Origin of the sequence: Streptomyces niveiscabiei (assembly GCF_033794345.1) — a bacterium.
GTDB classification, from domain to species: domain Bacteria; phylum Actinomycetota; class Actinomycetes; order Streptomycetales; family Streptomycetaceae; genus Streptomyces; species Streptomyces niveiscabiei.
On the sequence record NZ_JARAYJ010000008.1, the window covers coordinates 119,128 to 140,428 of the forward strand.

Here is a 21,301-nt window from a genome sequence, read left to right on the forward strand (position 1 = left end):
TGTCCGACACCGGCCGCGCCCGGCGCCCGTGCCGCCGGCCGGTGTGTTGAACACGAGCGGACGTTGAACGTCCGCCGGGGGTGACCGTGCGACGACCGAAACCACCGAACCGAGCCCTGCGCGCACTCCTCACCGAGTCCGGCTGGTCGGGCGCCCGCCTGGCCCTGGAGGTCAACTCCCTGGGCGCGGCACAGGGGTTCACGCTGACCTACGACCGTACGGCGGTGTCCCACTGGCTGTCGGGCACCCGACCCCGCCCGCCCGCACCGGAGTTGGTGGCACAGGTGCTGTCGAGGCGACTCGGCAGACGGCTGCGGGCCAGCGACACCGGACTCGTGGACGCGGCCGACCCTGAGGCGGGGGAGGGCGGAGTGGCCCTGCTCGACGGCGCGTTGGGACTCACCGCACGAAGAGCGGTGTACCTCCCGGGAGGAACACCCCCACCCGGCACCCCCCACCCCGACCCGCCGGACGGCACCCGCATCGGCACCTCCCACGTCGAATCCGCCCGCCACCTCCTCGTCGTCCTCTCCCGCAGCGACGACGTCTTCGGCTCCGGCGCCGTCCGTGAACCCCTGCGCCGGTTCCTCGGCACCACCCTGCTCCCCTGGCTGCGCGGCTCGGCCCCGCCCGGCATCCGCCGCGAACTCTTCGAGGTGGCCGCCCAGTTGGCGTACCTCTGCGGATTCGTCGCGTACGACAGCGGCCGGCACGCACTCGCGCAGCGCATGTACTGGGCCGCCGCGAGGCTCGCGGACGAGGTCGGCGACCGCGTCGGACACGCGGTCGCCCTGCGCGGACTCAGCGTCCTGGCCCACCAGTTGGGCCACGCCGACGAGGCGAGGGCGCTGGCGCGGGGCGCCGCCCGGATCGGCGTCCGGCATGCCCCGCCCCGCCAACACGCCTTCTTCCTCGGCCAGCTGGCGGTCGCGGAAGCCGCCACCGGCGACCCGGCCTGCCTCGCCCGACTCACCCAGACCGAACGCTGCCTCGAACGCGCGGGCGGCGCGGGGGAGTTGCCCACCGGCGCCTTCCACCCCGGCGTCCTCGCCCTGCAACAGGCGTACGTGCACCGGGCACGAGGCGACCACCGGTCGGCCGTACGGGCCCTGGAGACCTCGCTGCGCCACCGGCCGCCGGACGAACGCCGCTCCACGGCGATCACGCTCGCCGACCTCGCCCTGACCCACCTGGACATCGGCCACCTCGACCGGGCCTGCGCGGCGGCGCACACCTTCCTCGACACGTACCCGGTGATCGCCAGCGACCGGGCCGACACCCGGCTGCGCACCCTCCTGGCCCGGCTGCGCCCGCACGCGCGCAACCGGGCGGCGGCGGGCGTCCTGGAACGGGCGCGGGAGACGCGGCGCACCGCGCCGTGAGCACTCAGCCCCGGGGCAGGCACAGCACGCGGCGGACCAGGTCCGCCCACGCCGCGTACAGGCGGGACTCCGGGATCGCGTGCCGGTCGAGGTAGTCCATCGTCTCCCAGCTCAGGAAGGACAGCAGGGCGCGGGCGAGGAGGTCGTGGTCGCCCTCGACGCCCGCCTCGCGCAGGAGCGCCGTCACATGGGTCTGGAAGGCGCGGCCCGGTGCGGAGTCGTCGCGGTGGCGCGGCAGCAGGACCCGGGCGAGGGGCGGGCCGAGGTCGCCCTCGACGGCCGTCCGGTCCAGCAGGGCGTGGCCGAACGCGGTGAGCCGCTCGACGGGCGGCACGCCGGGGCCCAGCGGCGGAGGGCCGGACGTGCACGCCTCCAGGAAGTCCGCGTCGGCCTCGTCGAGCAGCGCGGCGAGCAGGCCGTCCCGGTCGCCGAACCGCCGGAACAGGGTGCCCTTGCCGACCCCGGCCTCGGCCGCCACCTCCCGCATCGTGACGTGCTCGGGCCCGTGCTCGACGACCAGGCGGTGCGCGGCGTCCAGGATGCGCTCCCGGTTGCGGGTGGCGTCCGAGCGCGCGCCGTCGGCGGCGCCCTCCATCAGCCCTCGCCCGGCAGGCACACGTACACGTGCCCGTCCGTGACCCGCACCGGGTACACGGGGACCGGCCTGGTCGCCGGGGGGTCGAGCGGCTTGCCGGTGCCGAGGTCGAACCGCGAGCCGTGCAGCCAGCACGACACGCTGCGCCCCTCGACGTCCCCCTCCGAGAGGGACACCGCGCTGTGCGAGCAGACGTCGTGGATCGCGAAGACCTCCGCCTTCGTCCGGACGACGGCCAGGGGCACCCCCGCGACCTCGAACCTCCGGGGGACGTCCTCCTCCAGCACATCCAGCGCGCACACGTGGGCGAAGCCGCTCTCGGGCACCGTTCTCCTCGGGGGGAAGGGGGGATGGGCCGCTCAGGTTAACGACGCCGGTCCGCACCGGTAAGGGCCTCGGGACCGAGGAGGAGTAGGCGGAAGGCCCTAGGTCCCCGGCGCCCTCAGCAACGCCTCCGTCAGCAGTTCCGCGCAGCGCGTCGCCGCCCACGGCAGCCGCCGTGCCGCCGCCGTCTGGACCTGCGCCTCCCGCTGGCGGAACACCGGGTGGTCGACGCGGACGTGGGCGAGACCCGTGTCGTCCTGGTCGCCGAGGTCGCCGACCAGGGCGATGCCGCCGCCCGCGCGGACGAACGCGTACTGCGGGGCGAGCGCGTCGCACACCAGGGCCGGGCGGACGGTGAGCCCTTCGAGGCGTACGCCGATGTCGAACAGCTCGCGCTGGCTGGTCCCCGGGCCGGCCAACGCCAGGGGATACCCGCAGAGTTCGGCGAGGCCCACCCGCTCGCGCCCGGCGAGCGGATGGCCGTAGGGGACGAGCGCGGTCACCGGCACCACCACCGAGCACTCGACGCGCACGTCGGCCTGCGGCCCCATCGCATAGGTCACCGCGACGTCCGCGAGCCCCTCCACGACCCGGCGCGTCGCCTCCTGGCGCCGCACGACGTCGACGCGGAACGACACGTCGGGATGGTCGCGGCGCAGCGCGGCGACGGCGAGCGGGACGAGGCGCTGCGCGAACCCCTCCGAGCAGGCGACAGCGACCGTGCGCGCCGCCGCGCCCCCGCCGCTCCTCAACTCCTCGACCAGCGCGGCCGATTCGGCCTCCGTGCGGCGCGCGTGGGCCAGCAGCCGCAGGCCCGCCTCGGTCGGGGTCATCCCGCGCGGATGCCGGACGAACAGCGCCACCCCGAGGCTCGACTCCAGCTTGGCGATCTGCCGGCTGACCGCCGACGGCGCCACGTTCAGTCCCTGCGCGGCCTCCGTCACCGAACCCGCGCGGGCCACTTCGAGGAAATACGCCAGGTTCACCGGCAGCATCTGCACCAAAACCTCCTGAGGGTTGCCGAAAAGAGAACGCGGGGCGTCACAAACGGCAATGGTCGCAGACCGCGAACCGCCCTACTCTGCTGATGCCACACCTCCCCGCAACCCTGGAGTGCGCACCCGTGACCCCCGAGAAACTCGCCCGCGCGGCCGAGGAGTTCGTCGACTCCGGTGCCTTCTTCGCCGAGCTCGCGACGATGGTCGCGTACGCCACGGAGAGTGCGCTCCCCGAGGGCCGCCTTGCCCTGGAGGCATACCTCGGCGAGATCCTGACCCCCGCGCTGACGGACCTCGGCTGCACGGTCACCCGGCACGAGAACCCCTCACCGGCGGCCGGCCCCTTCCTGGTCGGCCGCCGGATCGAGGACCCCGCGCTGCCGACCGTGCTGTGCTACGGCCACGCCGACGTCGTCGAGGGCATGGCCGGCCGGTGGAGCGAGGACCGCGACCCGTGGACCCTCACCGCCGACGGCGACCGCTGGTACGGGCGCGGCGCAGCCGACAACAAGGGCCAGCACCTCGTCAACCTCGCCGCGCCTCGGCTGCTGCTCGCCGAACAGGGCCGCCTCGGCTTCAACGTGACGTTCCTCTTCGACCCCGGCGAGGAGATCGGCTCGCCCGGCCTCGCCGAATTCGCCGCCGCCCACCGGGAGTTGCTCGCGGCGGACGTCCTGCTCGCCTCCGACGGACCCCGCCTCGACGAGACGACGCCGACGCTGTTCCTCGGCGCCCGGGGCGCCGTACAGCTCCTCCTCGACGCCGATCTGCGGCCCGGCTCCCACCACTCCGGCAACCGGGGCGGCGTCCTGCGCAACCCGGCGACCACCCTCGCCGGGGCCGTCGCCACCCTCGTCGACGGGCACGGCCGCATCCTCGTCCCCGAGCTGCTGCCGCCGCCGGTGAGCCCCGAGGTGCGCGAGGCGCTCGCCGGGGTCGAGGTCGACGCCGACCCGCACTGGGGGGAGCCCGGACTCACCCCCGCCGAACGGCTCTACGCCTGGAACACCCTCGAAGTCATCGCCTTCTCCTCCGGCGACGCCGAGCACCCCGTCAACGCGATCCCCGGGCGGGCCCGCGCGGTCCTCCAGCTCCGGCACGTCGTCGGCACGGACGTCGAGGGCGCCGCCGCCGCAGTCGCCGCGCACCTCGCCTCCCACGGCTACCCGATGGTCGACGTCAGCACGCTCGGCGCGTACCCCGCGAGTCGTACGCCGCTCGACGACCCGTGGGTGCGGTGGGCGCGGCCCGTCCTCGACCGCGCCGCCGGGCGGCCCGTCGCCGTCCTCCCCAACATCGGCGGCGGCCTGCCCAACGCGGTCTTCACGGACGTACTCGGCCTGTCCACCCTCTGGCTCCCGCACTCCTACCCCGGCTGCCGGCAGCACGCCACCGACGAACACCTGCCCAAGGGCATCGCGCGGGAGGGCCTGGTGCTGACCGTGGGGCTGCTGCACGCGCTGGGGAATCCGACGGCGGACCATCCGCTGCCGGTGCGTGCGTAGCGCTGCCGCGCGTAGTCCTCAGGTAGTCCCCGTGTAGTACCCCCCCACCCGCAGTACCTCCGGCCCCCCCGCACCCCTCCCCGCCCCCGTCTCCCCGCCTCGGCCCGCCGGAAGGACCCCTCCCCATGACCGCTCCCGCCCCGCAGCCCACCCACACCGCCGCCCCCGTCCCCCGGAGCGCCACCAGAGCCATCGCGGCGGCGGCCATCGGCAACGCCCTCGAATGGTTCGACCTCGCGGTGTACGCGCTGATGGCCGCGCACATCGGCCGCACCTTCTTCCCCAGCGGCGACCCCGGCGTCCAACTCGTCCAGGCGTACGCCGTGTTCGGGGTCACCTACCTGATCCGGCCCCTCGGCGGCCTCCTGCTCGGCGCCTACGCCGACCGGCACGGCCGCAAGAAGGCCCTGATGCTGTCGATCCGGCTGATGGTCCTCGGCACGCTGATGCTCGCGGTCATGCCCGGCTACGACACGCTCGGCATCGCCGCGACGATCGGCGTCGTCGTCGCCCGGCTCCTCCAAGGGTTCGCGGCGGGCGGCGAGTTCGGGGCGGCGACCTCGTTCCTCGTCGAGCAGGACGAGCGCCGCAAGAGCTTCCTCGGCAGCTTCCAGTTCGCGAGCCAGGGCCTGTCGACGCTGATGGCCGCCGGGTTCGCGGCGGGCCTCACCGCCGTACTGAGCACCGGGCAGATGGACGCCTGGGGGTGGCGGGTCCCCTTCGTCTTCGGCCTGCTGATCGGACCCGTCGGCTATTTCGTGCGGCGCTACGTCGAGGAGTCCCCGGCGGCCCCGCGCGAGCCGCGGGCCACGTCGCCGATGGTGACGGTGTTCCGCGACCACTGGCGCGGGCTGCTGATCGCCGGGGGCGTCCTGGTCGTGTCGACAGCCGTCAACTTCATGTTGCAGTACCTCCCGACGTACGGGATCAACGAACTCGGCCTCGACGACTCGCTGTCCTTCACCGCGCTCCTCATCGCCGGGGCCGTCCTCACCTTCGTCACGCCCGTCGTCGGCCTGCTCGGCGACCTGTACGGGCGGCTGCGCCTCATGGTCCCGGCCGCGCTGCTCCTCGGCGTCTCGGCGGTCCCCCTGTTCCTGTGGCTCACGGCCTCCCCGACGTTCCTGACGCTCGCCCTGTGCACGACCGCCCTCGGCCTGCTGAAGGCCCTCTACTTCGGCACGCTCCCCTCGGTGATGGCCGACGCGTTCCCGGCCCACGCCCGCGCCACCGGCCTCTCCTTCAGCTACAACACGACCGTCGCCGTCTTCGGCGGCTTCACCCCGACGATCGCGGCGGCCCTGACCCGGGCGACGGGGTCCGGAGTAGCCCCCGGGTACTACCTCCTGGCCACGGCCCTGCTCAGCGTGGCGGCGCTGGGGGCGGCGGTACGGGTGGGAGGCATCCGCTGAACAGGAGCAGCCGTCCACCGACCCGGTATCCTCCGGCGCCATGACCACCCCCCTGCCCAGGCTCACCGACGCCCACCGCCGCGCCCTCCTCGTCACCCGGCACCGCCTCGCCCCCGCCCTGCGCGCGGCCACCCCGGAGGAGGTCACCGAGTCGGTGCTGTGCCTGCACGCGACGGACCCGGCGAGCGTCTACCTGTCGGTGGCGGCACGTCAGGAGGCGCCGTCCGTACGGGATCTGGAGCGGGCGCAGTACGAGGACGGCACCCTGGTGCGGATGCTGTGCATGAGGCGCACGGTGTTCGTGGTGCCCCGCGACCTCGCCCCGGTCGTCGACGCCGCAGCCGCCCGCCCCGTCGCGGCCCGCCTGCGCCGGGACCTGCTGAAGGTGCTGGCCGAGCAACTCGGCTACGACGAGGACAGGTTCACGGCCGTCGAGCGCGAGGTGGTGGCCGCGCTCACCGGACTCGGCGAGGCGACGGCCGCTCAGCTCTCCAGTGCCGTACCGGAGTTGAGCGAGCGGATCGTGCAGGCGCCCGGCAAGAAGTACGAGGCGCGGCCGAAGATCGCGAACCGGTTCCTCGGCGTCATGGCGGCGGAGAACCGGATCAGGCGCGGGCGCCCGCTGGGGAGCTGGGCGTCGTCGCAGTTCCGCTGGCGCCTCGTCGAACCGTACCCGCAGCTGTCGGCGCCCGAGGCGCGGGCGGCGCTGGTCACCCGCTACCTGGAGGTGTTCGGCCCGGCCACCACCGAGGACGTCAAGTGGTGGACGGGCTGGAACCTCACCGACACCCGCAAGGCCCTCGCGGAGACCGGCGCGATCCCGGTCGCCCTCGACCATGGCGAGGGCCACGCCCTCCCCGGCGACCTGGAGACCCCCGCACCCGCAGACCCCGGCATCGCCCTGCTGCCCGCCCTCGACCCCACCCCCATGGGCTGGCGGCACCGCGACTGGTACCTCCAACCCGCCCTGACGGCCGACCTGTTCGACACCAACGGCAACATCGGCCCGACGGTCTGGTGGGACGGCAGGGTCGTCGGCGTCTGGTCCCAGCGCCCGGACGGCGAGATCGCCACCCACCTGTTCGAGAAGGGGATCAGCGCGGCGGCGGTCACGGCGGAGACCGAACGCCTCCGGGAGTGGTTCGGCGACACCCGCGTCCGCGCCAGCTTCCGTACCCCGGTCGAACGCCGCCTGTACGACGGCACCCTCTGAAAGCCGCCGTCCGAAGCCCCCGGAACGGAAAGGAGGTTGCCCTCCGCAGGGCGCCAACCCCCCGTGACCGGTGAGAATTCTGCGAAGCACGCTTTCGTCCGAGACGTGAACGATAAGGTTCTCAGCATGAACGCGCGGTTGGCTTTGCTCGGCACGGTAGGCCCCGGAATCCCGGAGAGCGAAGTCTTCCGACTGGCCCTCCAGCACGCCGTGGCCGAGCTGGGCGCCCTCGGTGGCACGATCCACCTGCGCGGCCTCAAGTCCCCGCTGCGCCTGGTCTCCTCGACCGGCCTGCCGTCCGCCCTCACCCGCGCCTGGGAGATCGTCGACCACAACGGCCCGCTGGCCCCCGCCCGCGCCCTGCACCGGGGCAGCGGAGTCTGGGACCCGCTCCCCGGCGACACCGCCGACCCCGCCTGGCCCGGCACCGGCCTCGCCGCCCTCCCGCTGTACCGGGGCGAGCACAGCATCGGCGCCCTCACCCTCCTCACCGGCGACTCCGGCCAGCCGACAGCCGCCCAGTGGTCGTACCTGCGCTCCCTCGTCGCCTGGGCCGAGGAACGCCTGGGCCAGGCCCCGCCGCTCACCCACCGGCCGCGCGGCGAACAGCACGCCCGGCTGCGCCAGGCCCTCAAGGAGGCCCGCGTCGGCGCCTGGGACTGGGACCTCACCAGCGGCGCCCTCAGCTGGGACGAGGCGGCCATGGACCTCTACGGCACGCGCCCCGCCGACTTCACCGGCCACATCGACAGCTGGATCCGCGTCGTCCACCCCGACGACCTCGCCCCCACCCTCGCCCTCGCCGAACGCGCGGTCCGCGACCACGCCGTCTTCGAGGCCGAGTACCGGGTGCGCGCCCTGGACGGCGGCTGGGGCTGGACCCGCACGCGCGGCAAGGCGACGTACCACGCGGACGGCGAGCCGCACCGGCTCATCGGCATGGCCTGGGACAGCGACGACTCCCGGCCAGGACGCGACGCCCTCGGCCGCGCCCTGCGGCACATGAGCGACGGCTTCCTCGCCGTCGACGACGACTGGCGGATCACCTTCGCCAACCTGGAGGCCGAGCGCACCCTCGGCCTCACCGAGGAGGAACTCTTCGGCCGCACCCTGTGGGACGTCCCCGCCGTCCGGTACGTCCCCGGCCTCGAACAGCGCTGCCGCAAGGCCGCCGCCGAGGAGAGACCCTCCGAGTTCGACATCCACCCCAGCGACACGTGCCGCCGCTACCACCTGCGCCTCGTCCCCGGCCCCGACGGGCGCACGCTGTACTTCACCGACGTCACGGACAAGCGCCGCCTCGCCGACGAACGCCGCGCGGCCGAGCGCGCCGCCTCCCGGCGCGCCGCCCGCATCGCCGAGCTGACGGCGGCCCTCGCCAAGGCGACCACCTCCACGGACGTCGTCGAGGCGGTCGCCCGCCGGGTGCTGCCGCCGTTCGCCGCCTCCGGGCTCCTCGTCCAGGTCATCGAGGACGACCGGCTGCACAACGTCGGCGCCGTCGGCTACCCCGACACCTTCCTCACCGAGGTCGAAGGCCGCCGCCGCGCCCCGCGCGACCCCTCCTGGGACGCCGTCACCCACGGCACCCCCCTGTTCCTGTCCACCGCCCGCGAACTCGTCGAGCGCTCACCCCAGCTCGCGGGGATGCCCGAGCGCGCCGGGAAGGAGGCGTGGGCGTTCCTGCCGCTCACCGCCTCCGGCAAGACCTTCGGGATCTGCGTCGTCGCCTTCGACCGGCCGCGCCGCCTCACCGACGAGGAACGCACCCTGCTGGCCACCATCAGCGCCCTCGTCGCCCAGGCCCTGGAGCGCGCCCGCCTCTACGACGCCGAGCACACCCGCTCCCGCGAACTCCAGCGCAGCCTCCTGCCGGACGCCCTGCCCGCCCTGCCCGGCGTCACCGCCGCCGCCCGCTACCTGCCCGCGGGCCAGGGCATGGACGTCGGCGGCGACTGGTACGACATCATCCCGCTCTCCGGCGGCCAGGTCGCCCTCGTCGTCGGCGACGTCATGGGCCACGGCCTGTCCGAGGCGGTCACCATGGGACGGCTCCGCACCGCCGTCCACACCCTCGCCGACCTGGAACTCCCGCCCGACGAGATCATGGGCCACCTCAACGACATCGTCGGCGCGATGGGCGAACGCTCCTACGTCACCTGCCTGTACGCCCTGTACGACTCCACCACCCAGACCTGTTCCATCGTCCGCGCGGGCCACCCGCCACCGGCGCTGGTCCACCCCGACGGGACCGTCCACTTCCCGGACGACGTCGTCGACCCGCCGCTCGGCGCCGCGAGGCCGCCCTTCGAGACCGTCGAACTCGCCGTCCCCGAAGGCAGCCTGCTCGTCCTGTACACCGACGGCCTGGTGGAGTCCGCGACCCGCGAGGTCGACCAGGGCATGGCCGACCTCGGACGGCTCCTGCGCACCGCGCACCGCGACGGCACCGCCGCCGACCTCGAAGGGCTCTGCGACCGGCTCACCGCCGAACTCCTCCCCGCCGACCAGCAGGCCGCCGACGACGCCGCGTTCCTCGTCGCCCGGCTGCACGCGCTGCCCGCCGAGCAGATCGCCTCCTGGTGGCTCCCCGACGACCCCCGCGCCGCCGGACAGGCCCGCGGCCACGTCCGCGACCAGCTCACCGCCTGGCACCTCGACGACCTCATCCCGACCACCGAACTCCTCGTCAGCGAACTCGTCGGCAACGTCGTACGGCACGCGCGCGGCCCCGCCCGCCTGCGCCTCCTGCACGGCACCGACCTCGTCTGCGAGGTCTTCGACGGCAGCCTCACCATGCCGCGCATCCGGCGGGCCACCGACACCGACGAGGGCGGCCGGGGACTCCAGCTCGTCTCGGCGCTCGCGCACCGGTGGGGGACCCGGTACACGGCGACCGGCAAGTGCATCTGGACCGAGCAGCCGGTCGACGGCTCGGGAATCCTCCCCGGGTTCGCCGACGCCGACGGGGCGGAGATACTCCCCGGGTTCGCCGACTTCGACGGGGACCTCGACAAGCTGCCCTTCGGCGACGACTGGTGAACCCCCTCAGTACGCTGGCCCCATGCGCATCTCCGTCTCCTCCGACATGGACGAACCCGTCGCCCGCGCCCTCGTCGCCGAACTGCGGGAACGCGGCCACGACGTGACGCAGTACGGCGCGCTGCGGGAGGGCGCCGACCCCCGGTGGGCGGTCTGCTCCGAGGCCGCCGCGCGGGACGTCGCCGAGGGGCGCGCCGACCAGGCCGTCGTCTGCTGCTGGACCGGCACCGGCGCCTCCATCGCCGCGAACAAGGTCCCCGGGGTGCGCGCCGCCCTGTGCACCGACGCGTACACCGCCGACGGCGCCCGCCGCTGGAACGACGCCAACACCCTCGCACTGGGCCTGCGCCTCACCTCCGAGCCGCTCCTCAAGGAGATCCTCGACGCCTGGTTCACGGCCGGGGCCGGCGAGGACGCCGAGGACCGGGAGAACGTCGAACACGTGAACCGGCTCGACGAGCGCTGACCCCAGCGGCGTACCGGCGACAGATCAACGGCGTATTCGGACGACGGCCCGGCCCCCGTCCAGATCGACCGTCGTGCGGTGCGGCGGCGCGCCGTCCTCCTCGTCGTCCCGCAGGACCAGCGACGACTGGCGTTCCTTGAGCTCGTTCTGCTTCCCCGGCGACAGCGCCGCGTGGAGCTGCTCGAAACCCGTCGCCGAGATCTGGCCCTGGCGCGCGGAGTTGCGCCAGGGGAGGAGCCCGGCGCGGCCCGCGCGCAGCAGGAGCTGGTCGGTGAAGGCGACCGCGGTCAGGATGATGACCAGCCCCGGCAGGGTCATGAAGACGACGAATTCCATGGAACCCAGTATGGGACGGCGTGAACCCGGGCATGCGTGTTCCGCCGTAGAACGGGCAGACGGATTCCAGGAGCCCCCACGGTGCGCCGATGCGCCCGAAGAGCCGTACGGCAAGGGGCGGTTGGGGCCGGACAGGGCTCAGGGGTCGCCGTACGGCACCCGGCACAGGGGCGGGGCGCACGGCCGGGGCGTCCGGCGCAAGGGCAGGGGCAGGGCGCCGGGGCGCGTGCGCCCTGGCCCGGTCCGGCACCGGGCGCCTACTGTGGCGCCACAGCCCTGCGGCGCGGGACCGGCGGGGCACCCCGCACGAGCCCCGGAGCCCCGGCAGCCGCCCGACCGGCCGGGCCCGCACCCCGGGCCCGCGCCCCCACGGCCGCCGGCCTACGGGACCCGGGCACCCCGCGCGACAGGCACCACCCGTGACACCGCACGCGCCGAGGCGCCGACCGTCCGACGCCGCGAGCGCGCGTCGAGAGCATCTGGAGGCCGCTGTGTCCCGACCCCGCATCGCCCTGATCGCCGACCCCACGTCGCCCGAAGGCTGCCGGGACTACCTCGCCGAGGCCGTCGAACTGCTCACCGGAACCCCGCCCGTCCGCGTCGACTCACGGCACTTCGCGACCGGCGGCGCGGGCCGCGCCGACCGCGACGACGGCCGGTTACGGCTGCGGGTTCCCGGGGAGGGCCTCGACCTCGTGCCCGACGTCGTGGTCCTCTACGAGATCCCGCCGCACCGACGCGCCGAACTCGCCGGCTTCCAGCGGCTGCTGGAGGAGTGCGACGTCGTCACCCTCGGCACCGGCCCCGACGCCTGGCGCACGGCCACCGAGAAGAACCTGACCGTGGAGCGCTTCCGGCGCGACGGCGTCGCCCAGATGGAGACGGTCGTCCTGTCGCGGCCGACCCGGGACGAAGCCCAAGGCGCCTTCGAGGAGTTGGGCGGCGACACCTGGGCCCGCCCGGTCGTCGGGACCGGCGGCAACGACACCTTCCACGTCAACAGCCTGGAACGGCTCGCCGAGGCCGCCGCCTACTACGCGGGGCAGGACACCGACTGGCTGCTGTCGCGCGACGCGGGGAACGTCACCGCCGACGGCCTGCGCCACCAGTTCCGCGTCTTCGTCCTCGGCTCGCGGATCGTGCACGCCCGTGAGCACCTCCAGCCCGAGGACGACACGCCGTGCAACACCTGCCGGGGCGCGACCCCGGTGCACCTGGGGGCGCACGGACTGCCGCCCCGCCTCGCCGAGCTGGCGATCGCGGCGACCGCCTCGGTGGGACTGCCGTTCGCCGGGGTCGACCTCGCGGTGGAGAACGGCGGCGTCGTCTTCGAGGTCAACGTGCAGCCCGCCTTCGTGGACGGTGAACTCCCGCTGGTCGCCGTCCCGTACATCGAGGCCCACCTCGAAGCCCACGCCCTGGCCACCGGCGCCCGCCACGGCGCGACGCGGGTGCCGCTGGGGCGCGGAGACAGGCTCCCGTCCCGGTGACGTGACATGACGGCCGGAGCACCCGACCGACGTGCTCCGCCCTGACCGTCACCGGGACGGGGTCCAACTGCCCTGACCTGCGGGGGAGTCGGACCGTACGACACAGAGGGAAGCGGCGCGGCCGGGAGTCGGTCCCGGCCGCGCCGCCGTGTTCGGAAGGCGCGCTGTGCTGAATGCCGTCAGTAGGGAAGCGGACGGCCCGACGGCGTCCGCAGGTCCTGCGGCTCCGGTCGGCGGGGTCCACGGGGATGCCTGTTCAACTGGATCCTCTTCACGTCCGCCTCCTCGTCCCCCGCAGCACGGTCCGGCTCGCGTCCCGTGCGCTCGGGCGTGTTGACCTTCTTGGGGCCGGTCATCCCCATCTCCCGGCCGGAATATGCCCGTGGGTCCCCTCGAATGTGTGCAGGTCGGGGCGCACGCTCCGATGAGCCTGCGCCGCCTCTCTTGACGTGTACTTGGCCAAGTGGGTTTATGGGAGCGCTCCCATCTCTTCTGTCCCTAGCCTGAACCTCTTGGCGCTCACTTACTGGAGCCGCAGTGAGAACACCCAGAGCCCTCTTCCGGAAAGTGCTGGCCGCTCTCCTCGGAGCACTCCTGCTCGGCGCGCTGGCACCGGCCGCCGTCCAGGCCGCGGCGCCGCCGCGCGTCAAGGCGACCGGCCTGCACATCAGCAACGGCCGCCTGCTGGAGTCCAACGGGAACGACTTCGTGATGCGCGGCGTCAACCACGCGCACACCTGGTACCCGACCCGCCTCAACCAGTCCCTCGCCGACATCAAGGCGTTCGGCGCCAACACCGTCCGCGTCGTCCTCGCCGACGGCCACCGCTGGACCGCCAACACCGCCTCCGACGTCGCCAACGTCATCGCCCAGTGCAAGGCCAACCGCGTCATCTGCGTCCTGGAGGTCCACGACACCACCGGCTACGGCGAGGAGTCCGCCGCCGGCACCCTCGACCAGGCCGCCGACTACTGGATCGGCCTCAAGAGCGTCCTCGCCGGACAAGAGGACTACATCGCCATCAACATCGGCAACGAGCCCTGGGGCAACACGAACCCGGCCGGCTGGACCGCCCCCACCATCGCCGCGATCCAGAAACTCCGCAACGCCGGCTTCCAGCACCTCCTCATGGTCGACGCCCCCAACTGGGGCCAGGACTGGCAGGGCGTCATGCGCGCCAACGCCCAGTCCGTGTACGCCGCCGACCCCACCGGCAACCTCATCTTCTCCATCCACATGTACAGCGTGTTCGACACGGCGGCCGAGATCACCGACTACCTGAACGCCTTCGTCACCGCCAAACTCCCCTTGCTGATAGGCGAGTTCGGCGGCCCCGCCGACCAGTACGGCGACCCCGACGAGGACACGATGATGGCGACCGCGCAGCAGCTCAAGCTGGGCTACCTGGCCTGGAGCTGGAGCGGCAACACCGACCCGATCCTCGACCTCGCCCTCAACTTCGACGCGAACAACCTCAGTTCGTGGGGGAAGCGGATCTTCAACGGCGCCAACGGCATCGTCAGCACCTCCAAGGAGGCGACCATCTTCGGCGGCGGCGGCCCCGGCGGCGACACCCAGGCGCCGACCGCCCCCGGCACGCCCACCGCGTCGGCGGTGACCGGGAGTTCGGCGACCCTGACCTGGGCCGCGTCCTCCGACAACGTTGGCGTGAGCGCATACGACGTCGTCCGGGTGAGCGGCACCACGGAGACGCCGGCCGCCGCGTCCACCACCAACTCGGCGACCGTGACCGGGCTTTCGCCCTCGACGGCGTACACGTTCGCGGTGTACGCGCGGGACGCCGCCGGGAACCGCTCCACCCGGTCGGGGACCGTGAACGTGACCACGGGCCCGCCCGCCCCCGGCCAGTCCTGCTCCGTCGGCTACCGGGCGGTGGGGGAGTGGCCCGGCGGCTTCCAGGGGGAGATCGTCGTCAAGAACACCGACACGACCGCGATCGGCAACTGGACCCTCGGCTTCTCCTTCGCCGACGGGCAGACCGTCAGCAACATGTGGGGCGGCACGGCCACCCAGTCCGGCGGGGCCGTGACCGTGAAGCCGGTCAGCTACACCGCGAACATCCCGGCGGCGGGCTCGGTGACCGTCGGGTTCATCGCGAGCAAGGGCGCCACGAACAGCGCTCCGGCCACGTTCACGCTCAACGGCACGACCTGCGCGAAGAGTTGACGGACCATCAGCCGGGCCGGGGCGAGCGCGGAACGCCCCGGCCCGTGTGACCGAGTCCGCGACCGGGGCTCGATCCGGGCCCCCTTCGAGGGAGACCCCGGCCCGCCCGGCTCAGAGCCTGCGTCGCGGGCTCTCAGTCCTTCGCGGGCGCCTTCTTGGCCGGGGTCTTCTTCCGGCCCCAGCGCGGGCTGAGCCGGGAGCGTTCCACCTGCTCCAGCGGGTCGTCGGCGGGCGTGTGGTCGCTCCACGACTCGTACCCGGCGAACGGGTCCTCGGCCACCTGCCCGCCCGGGAGGGCGCGGCGCAGGGTCAGCGTGTCGGTGTCGGGGAGCGCCTGGCCGGTGACCGAGGCGGGGAGCATGACGAGGGACGTCGTGCCCGACCGGGCGGCGGACGGCCGCAGCTGGACGCGGACACCGTGGCGGTGGGCGAGCCGGCTCACCACGAAGAGGCCCATGTGCTGGGAGGCGGTCGCGTCGGGGGCCGGGGGGTCGGCGAGCTTGCGGTTGATCGTCGCGAAGTCCTCCGGGCGCAGCCCGATGCCCTGGTCGTGGATCTCGACCATCACCCCGCCGTCCGGGAGCCGGGTCGCCAGCACCCGCACCGGCGCCTTCGGGGACGAGAACGACGTGGCGTTCTCCAGGAGTTCGGCCAGCAGGTGCACCAGGTCGGTGACGGCCGGGCCGTCGATCTCGACGTCCGGGACGCCCGCGAGCTCGATGCGCTCGTAGCTCTCCACCTCGGAGGAGGCCGCCCGCACCACGTCCACCAGCGGCAGCGGCCGGTCCCACAGCTGGCCCGGCGGCTCCCCGCCGAGGACGAGGAGGTTCTCCCCGTTGCGCCGCACCCGGGTGGCGAGGTGGTCGAGGCGGAAGAGGTTCTCCAGCTGCTGCGGGTCGGTCTCGTGGTCCTCCAGCTCGCCGATCAGCGCGAGCTGACGCTCGATCAGGGACTGGTTGCGGCGCGACAGGTTGGTGAAGATGGCGTTCACCTGCCCCCGCAGCCTCGCCTGGACGGCGGCGAGCCGGGCCGCCTCGCTGTGCACGTGGTCGAAGGCGCGGGCGACCTCGCCGATCTCGTCCGTGGAGGTGATCGGGATCGGTGTCACCCGGGGGTCGACGGTGTGCGGGTCGTTCTGCGACAACCTGCCGATCAGCTCGGGGAGTTGACGCTCGGCGATGTCGATCGCGGAGGCGCTCAGGCCGCGCATGGCCCGGCTGGTGAGGCGGGCCATCCACGCCGCGAACAGGAACGCCAGCAGGATCGCCGCCAGCACCACCGCGCCGGTCAGGATCGCGTCGTCGCGCGCGTCGTCCGCGATGGCCCGGGCGTTGGTGAGCGCGCTGTCCACCAGCTGCACCTGGACGCTGCGGTAGGCGTCGAAGCCGAGCGTGGACGACGCGAAGAACGACTCGGCGGTGATGCCCTCCCGCGCCAGTTCCTCGACGGACGCCCCCGAGGAGATCCGCTCGACCATCGTGGCGATCGTCGGCGGCGGCACGTACGTCCGCCCGGCCGCCTTCGCCTCGGCCGCGGCCCGCGCGTTGCGCTCCTGCCCGCGCGCCTGCGCCGTCGCGAGGGCCTGCTGGAGGCGGGTCGTGTCGTCGGGGGTGCCGGCCGCCGCGTACTCGCGCAGCGCGACCTGTTCCAGATAGGCGTACGAGCTGAACGCGGTGAGCTGGACGGCGAGTTCGCCGCGTGCGAGCTTGTCGCGGTCGCCGACGAGGAGGTGGGTGCCGATGGACCGGATCAGCGACTCGGCGGCCTGCGTGAGGGAGATCGCGTACAGGGAACGGCCGAAACTCGACTGGTTGGAGCGGCCGTACCCCAGCTCGTTGGAGATCTCCATCAAGGGGTGCTGGACGGCGTAGTAGCTCTCCTCGGTCCGCACGCCGGTGGTCCGCTCGGTGAACGCGGCGGCCCGTACCTGCGGCAACTGCCGCTCCCCGGCCCGCACGAGAGCGACCCGGCGGATCAACCGGGCTTCCTGTGGCATCCGTTCGACCGCCTCGGCGAACGCCTTCGCGTCCGCGTCGGTCACCCGGCGCGCCTCGGCGACGACCGGAGCGTCCCGCTGCCCGCTCAGCAACGGGACGACGGAGACGTCCCGTTCGTTGATCGCGTCGCTCGCGTACTGGCTCGCCGCGCGCACCAGCTCGGCCACCCGGACCGCGTCGTCGGCGGCCCGCCAGGTCTCCAGCGAGTCCCGCACCCGGACCCCGCCGAGCACCAGGGTCACCAGCACCGGGATCAGCAGCACGGCCCGCAGGCGCCTGGCCACCGGCCAGTTGCGGGTGAGTGACGTCCGCGCGGGCTTCTGCGCGGGCCCTCTCCGGGGCTCGGCCGCCGGGGCGTCGGCTGAGGTGTTCGGCAAGTGCGTCCCATTCGGTTCCGAGCCGTCACGCGTCCGGGCAGGGTGGGGCGGGGCTCGATCTGATCTGGCCAATTCTTAGCATCGAGTGATCGTCGATGTTCATCGTTCGGCCCAAGCCGTCCAAGTTTCACACAACCCGGTCGATCTTCACGACCCGCGTGTCAGGTCACCGCCCCGTCAACCGGAACGCAGCGCTCCCCACGTCGAACGGTCCACCGAGCCCGTCGCCTTGAGCCCCGCCGAGTTCTGGAAACTCCGTACCGCCGCCTCCGTGCCCGCCCCGTAACTGCCGTTCTCGCCGCCGATGTCGTAGCCGCGCGCGACCAGCAGACACTGCGCCTGCTGGACCTTCTTGCCGCTGTCGCCGGGGCCGACGGGGCCGTTGCCCGCGTAGTACGAGCAGCCCGCGGGCCGCGGCTCGGGGTCGGTGGACGGGGACTCGGCGCCCGGGGTGGTACCGGGGTCGACCACCCCGCCGCTCGGGCCCGCCGAGGGCGTCGGACCCGCCGGTACGGTGTCCTCGTCCGCCGAGCCGTCGGGTGTGGGCACGCTGGGGCCGCCGCCCGGGTCGGCGGGGTCCGAGGCCGAGCGGTCGCCGGAGATGGTCTTCGTCCCGCTCGGCTCGCCCGAGCCCGAGACGCCGGCGCTCGGGGCGGTGCCGCCGCTGGTCACGACGCTGTTCTTCGGCGGGGCGGCGGAGGCGGGGGCGCCGGGGCGGGTCAGCACGAACGTACCGGCCGCGACCGCGCACAGGGAGACCCCGGTGGTGGCGATGATGAGCCGCTTGCGCCGACGGCGGCCGGGACCGGGGAGGAGGGGCTTGGAGCCGCCCGAACTCCCGTTGCTTTCCGGGGAGTCGGGCTCGCGGCCTGGCCGCGAGCCGTTCGCCGCCGGCGCCGGTCCGGCCGGCTCCCCCGGCTCCGCCGCCCCGTACGCCAGCGACCCCGGCGTCTGCGCCACCCCGCTGTCCGCGACCGGCGGGATCACGACGGCGTGGGGGGCCGGGCGGCTCAGGGGGCCCGGCGGGGGTGTCGCGCCGAGGGGCGGGCGGTGGCCGCGCGGGCGCAGGTGCGGGACCAGCGCGACCGGCATGTCATGCAACACGTCGTACGCCTGGCGCAGTTCACGCACCCGGGAGCCCAGCGGCTCGGGCCAGCCGGGCGAGGTGACGTGCGGTGCGGCGGACGCGGTGAGCTCGGCCGGGGTGGGGCGCTCGGCGGGGTCCTTGGCGAGGCAGGAGGCGAGCAGCGCGCCGAGGGCGGGGTCGGCGGCCGTCACCTTCGCGAGGACCTCCGCGTCGGGCTCCTCGAACGCCACCCGGTGCATGACGTCCACACCCGTGCCGTCCCCGAACGGCGCCCGGCCCACGGCCGCGTAGATGAGCGTCCCGGCGAGCGAGAACACGTCGGACGCGGTGTCGCAGTGGCCGGTGCGCAGATACTCCGGGGACATGTACGCGGGCGTGCCGACCCGGTTGCCCGTGCCGGTGATCGCGCTGACGTCGACCGCCTTGGCGATGCCGAAGTCTATGACGTGCGTACCCCGGTCGGAGAGCAGCACGTTGGACGGCTTCAGGTCGCGGTGCACGACATGCGCCTCGGCCAGCACGCCGAGCGCCTCGCCGAGTTCGGCGACGAGCCGCCACACGGCGGACGTCGCCAGCGCGCCGTCCTCCCGGACCGCGTCGGCGAGGTCCAGCGACGGCAGGTACTCCGTCGCCATCCACAGCAGTTCGGCCTCGAAGCCGGTGCCCCGTAAGCGCGGCGCGCGGGCGGTGCGGATCCGGTCGTGGACGAGGGCCTCGCGCTCGAACCGGCGGCGGAACCGGGGGTCTTCGGCGTACTCGGGCCTGATCACCTTCACCGCGAACAGCCCGGGGCCGTCGTCCGCCGCACGCCCGAGGTACACCCGGCCCATGCCGCCACTGCCGAGCAGCGCGAGCGTCGCGTACGGGCCGACGCGGTCCGGATCGCCGGGCCGCAGCGGCTGCGCGCCGGTCAGCCGGAGGGCACCGGCCTCGTTGGTCACCGGGCCAGGTGGGACCGGTCGCTGGTCTGACACAGATCAACCCCGAAGTGATGTTCGCCGTACGTCAGTTCGTCTGGGACGGGAGGTACGAGGCTAGCCCAGTACCGGCAGGTGACGCCGGTGATTGCGGCGATCGGATCAGGCCGGGGTCCGGGTCGGGAGCATGGCCCAGACGGTCTTGCCCACAGGCGTGCGTTTCGTCCACCCCCAGTGCTCCGACAGCGCTTCGACGATCCTGAGCCCTCGGCCGTGTTCGAGCAACGGGTCGACGGACGACGGGTACACGGGGACGTCGTCGCTGCGGTCGGTGACAGCGCACATCAGGTGCGTTCGGCGCAGGGTGAGCCGGACCCGTACGTCGCAGGTGTCCGCGTGCGGGAGGGCGTGCAGCACGGCGTTGGCGGCGAGTTCGGTGACGACCGCGACCGCGTCGTCGACGTCGAGGCGGTGCTCCAACTCCCAGTCGTCCAGCGTGCGGTGGGTGAAGTCGCGGGCCTCGGCGAAGCCCTCCCGGCTGCCCGTGAGATCCAGGGTCGCGGACTTCGCGGCGGGGAACGGGGCGCGTGGCGGCACGGCTTCTCCCTGGGACGACGTCAGAACAGGGCTCTGGCACACCGGTTGTCGGCCTGTCTATTATCCACGGTGTCGATGGCCCCGTGCAATTTCACGGGAAATTGCCCTCACCGCCTAGGAGGCAGCCGTGCCGGTGGAGAACGGAGTACGGGCGAGCTCGCTGGACGCCCGCTGGACCAAGAGCCGCCACAGCAACGCGACCGGCAACTGTGTGGAGGCCGCGGCGCTGCCCGGCGGTTCCGTCGCCCTGCGCAACTCCCGCGACCCGGACGGGCCGGCGCTCGTCTACACGCCGGAGGAGATCGCGGCGTTCCTCGCGGGCGTGAAGGACGGGGAGTTCGACCATCTGCTGTGACATGTTCCGGCGGCATGTGCCGCGCGGTCCGGAGATGGGATAATCCGGTCGGGAAAGTGCAGTCTCGTCATGTGCCCGGCCCTGAGGAGTTCAGGATGCCCGCGGAGTCACCACGCGTCTCCCGCCTCGAACCGTATCTGAACCGGCGAGATCCCGCGCCGACCCTGCTGAAGACCCTGGTCGGGCTGCAACTCGCCGGTATCCGGGAGGACTTGGGGCTCGCCCAGGAGGAGGCCGCCCGCGCCGCCGGGTTCAGCCCCGCGAAGCTCTCCCGCATCGAGTCGGGCAAGGGCCGCAAGCCGCCCGCCGAGACCGACGTACAGCTCCTGCTGCGGCTCTACGGCACCGACGAGTACGAGGCGTCGGTCCTGCTCCAACTCCTGCGCAGAGCGGGCGAACCCGGCTGGTGGCAGCGGTACGACAAGCGGCTCATGCCCGAGTGGTTCGACCGGCTCGTCGGCCTCCAGGAGGGCGCCACCGCGATCCGCACCTTCGAGATCCAGTACGTGCCGGGCCTGTTGCAGACCCCCGCGTACGCCCGTGCCGTCGTCGAACGCGGGCTGCCCCGCGCCCCCTCGCGCGAGGTCGAGCGCCGGGTCGACCTGCGCATGCGGCGCGCCCGGCTCCTGCACCGCGCCGACGCCCCCGCGCTGTGGGCGATCGTCGACGAGTCCGTGCTGCTGCGCGTGCTCGGCGGGCGGGACGTGATGCGGGAGGAGCTCACCCACCTCCTGGACATGGCCGGGCGGCCCCACGTCACGCTCCAGGTCGTCCCGCTGGACGGCGCGGTCGCCTCCGCGCCGCCCCTGCCCGTGACCTACCTGCGCTTCGGCGGCGTCGACCTGCCCGACGTCGTCTACCTGGAGCACCTCGCCGGAGCCGTGTTCGTCGAGGCGCAGGAGGAGACCGAGGAGTACCGGGCGTCGCTTGACCGGCTGGCCGACCAGGCGCTCAACCCGCGTGACTCCCTCGAACTGGTGAAGCGGGTGATGGCGGAGCGCTACCCCGGATAGAGCCGGGC

Annotated in this window: 18 protein-coding genes; 10 read left to right on the forward strand and 8 right to left on the reverse strand. The window is 73.6% G+C overall.

The features are described 5' to 3' along the window. Nucleotides 1–86 precede the first annotated feature (86 nt). Nucleotides 87–1,382: a tetratricopeptide repeat protein gene (locus PV682_RS13735; protein ID WP_319729212.1), complete on the forward strand. Its 1,296-nt coding sequence runs from the start codon at nucleotides 87–89 to the stop codon at nucleotides 1,380–1,382. Nucleotides 1,383–1,386: 4 nt separating this feature from the next. Here the strand turns inward: PV682_RS13735 and PV682_RS13740 are convergent, their stop codons facing one another. The 3 genes from PV682_RS13740 to PV682_RS13750 all read right to left on the reverse strand — a co-directional run bounded on the left by PV682_RS13740 (nucleotide 1,387) and on the right by PV682_RS13750 (nucleotide 3,296). Next, nucleotides 1,387–1,998 (reverse strand): TetR/AcrR family transcriptional regulator, encoded by a 612-nt coding sequence (locus PV682_RS13740; protein WP_319729215.1) that lies wholly within the window; start codon nucleotides 1,996–1,998, stop codon nucleotides 1,387–1,389. After that, complete coding sequence (locus PV682_RS13745) at nucleotides 1,977–2,303, reverse strand: non-heme iron oxygenase ferredoxin subunit (protein ID WP_055725210.1); 327 nt, start codon at nucleotides 2,301–2,303, stop codon at nucleotides 1,977–1,979. The genes PV682_RS13740 and PV682_RS13745 overlap by 22 nt, the downstream gene beginning before the upstream one ends. A gap of 99 nt (nucleotides 2,304–2,402) precedes the next feature. Then, a complete protein-coding gene (locus PV682_RS13750) occupies nucleotides 2,403–3,296 on the reverse strand; it encodes a LysR family transcriptional regulator (protein WP_319729578.1) in 894 nt (297 codons plus the stop codon). A 128-nt stretch (nucleotides 3,297–3,424) separates the two neighbouring features. On the opposite strand from PV682_RS13750, the gene PV682_RS13755 reads away from it, so the two are divergent. The 5 genes from PV682_RS13755 (at nucleotide 3,425) to PV682_RS13775 (ending at nucleotide 10,937) form a co-directional block, all read left to right on the forward strand. Further along, complete coding sequence (locus PV682_RS13755) at nucleotides 3,425–4,804, forward strand: M20 family metallopeptidase (protein ID WP_319729218.1); 1,380 nt, start codon at nucleotides 3,425–3,427, stop codon at nucleotides 4,802–4,804. A gap of 125 nt (nucleotides 4,805–4,929) precedes the next feature. Continuing rightward, nucleotides 4,930–6,216 carry an MFS transporter gene (locus PV682_RS13760; RefSeq protein WP_319729220.1) on the forward strand — a complete coding sequence of 429 codons (1,287 nt, stop codon included), beginning with the start codon at nucleotides 4,930–4,932 and terminating at the stop codon, nucleotides 6,214–6,216. 40 nt (nucleotides 6,217–6,256) lie between these two features. Beyond that, a complete protein-coding gene (locus PV682_RS13765) occupies nucleotides 6,257–7,429 on the forward strand; it encodes a winged helix DNA-binding domain-containing protein (RefSeq protein ID WP_319729221.1) in 1,173 nt (390 codons plus the stop codon). A gap of 126 nt (nucleotides 7,430–7,555) precedes the next feature. Then, on the forward strand, nucleotides 7,556–10,471 hold the full coding sequence (locus tag PV682_RS13770) for an ATP-binding SpoIIE family protein phosphatase (protein ID WP_319729223.1): 2,916 nt from the start codon (nucleotides 7,556–7,558) through the stop codon (nucleotides 10,469–10,471). Nucleotides 10,472–10,493: 22 nt separating this feature from the next. Further along, nucleotides 10,494–10,937: an RpiB/LacA/LacB family sugar-phosphate isomerase gene (locus PV682_RS13775; RefSeq protein ID WP_319729224.1), complete on the forward strand. Its 444-nt coding sequence runs from the start codon at nucleotides 10,494–10,496 to the stop codon at nucleotides 10,935–10,937. A 24-nt stretch (nucleotides 10,938–10,961) separates the two neighbouring features. Here PV682_RS13775 and PV682_RS13780 read toward each other — a convergent pair whose 3' ends face one another. Then, nucleotides 10,962–11,273 carry a DUF6191 domain-containing protein gene (locus PV682_RS13780; RefSeq protein ID WP_319729226.1) on the reverse strand — a complete coding sequence of 104 codons (312 nt, stop codon included), beginning with the start codon at nucleotides 11,271–11,273 and terminating at the stop codon, nucleotides 10,962–10,964. Between the two features lie 491 nt (nucleotides 11,274–11,764). Between PV682_RS13780 and PV682_RS13785 the strand changes: the two genes are divergently transcribed. Then, nucleotides 11,765–12,763: an ATP-grasp domain-containing protein gene (locus tag PV682_RS13785; RefSeq protein ID WP_055718375.1), complete on the forward strand. Its 999-nt coding sequence runs from the start codon at nucleotides 11,765–11,767 to the stop codon at nucleotides 12,761–12,763. Between the two features lie 179 nt (nucleotides 12,764–12,942). Here PV682_RS13785 and PV682_RS13790 read toward each other — a convergent pair whose 3' ends face one another. Next, nucleotides 12,943–13,119 carry a hypothetical protein gene (locus PV682_RS13790; RefSeq protein ID WP_159051772.1) on the reverse strand — a complete coding sequence of 59 codons (177 nt, stop codon included), beginning with the start codon at nucleotides 13,117–13,119 and terminating at the stop codon, nucleotides 12,943–12,945. A 181-nt stretch (nucleotides 13,120–13,300) separates the two neighbouring features. Between PV682_RS13790 and PV682_RS13795 the strand changes: the two genes are divergently transcribed. Continuing rightward, nucleotides 13,301–14,950: a cellulase family glycosylhydrolase gene (locus tag PV682_RS13795; protein ID WP_319729230.1), complete on the forward strand. Its 1,650-nt coding sequence runs from the start codon at nucleotides 13,301–13,303 to the stop codon at nucleotides 14,948–14,950. 133 nt (nucleotides 14,951–15,083) lie between these two features. Here the strand turns inward: PV682_RS13795 and PV682_RS13800 are convergent, their stop codons facing one another. The 3 genes from PV682_RS13800 to PV682_RS13810 form a co-directional block, all read right to left on the reverse strand. Continuing rightward, nucleotides 15,084–17,231, reverse strand: a complete 2,148-nt coding sequence (locus PV682_RS13800) for a sensor histidine kinase (protein ID WP_319729581.1) — start codon at nucleotides 17,229–17,231, stop codon at nucleotides 15,084–15,086. A 270-nt stretch (nucleotides 17,232–17,501) separates the two neighbouring features. Then, complete coding sequence (locus tag PV682_RS13805) at nucleotides 17,502–19,352, reverse strand: protein kinase domain-containing protein (RefSeq protein WP_319729232.1); 1,851 nt, start codon at nucleotides 19,350–19,352, stop codon at nucleotides 17,502–17,504. A 138-nt stretch (nucleotides 19,353–19,490) separates the two neighbouring features. Continuing rightward, complete coding sequence (locus tag PV682_RS13810) at nucleotides 19,491–19,925, reverse strand: ATP-binding protein (RefSeq protein ID WP_319729234.1); 435 nt, start codon at nucleotides 19,923–19,925, stop codon at nucleotides 19,491–19,493. A gap of 133 nt (nucleotides 19,926–20,058) precedes the next feature. Between PV682_RS13810 and PV682_RS13815 the strand changes: the two genes are divergently transcribed. Both PV682_RS13815 and PV682_RS13820 read left to right on the forward strand, forming a co-directional pair. After that, complete coding sequence (locus tag PV682_RS13815) at nucleotides 20,059–20,280, forward strand: DUF397 domain-containing protein (RefSeq protein WP_407705666.1); 222 nt, start codon at nucleotides 20,059–20,061, stop codon at nucleotides 20,278–20,280. 95 nt (nucleotides 20,281–20,375) lie between these two features. After that, entirely contained in the window at nucleotides 20,376–21,293 is a 918-nt protein-coding gene (locus tag PV682_RS13820; protein WP_319729239.1) for a helix-turn-helix domain-containing protein, read from the forward strand. Nucleotides 21,294–21,301 lie beyond the last annotated feature (8 nt).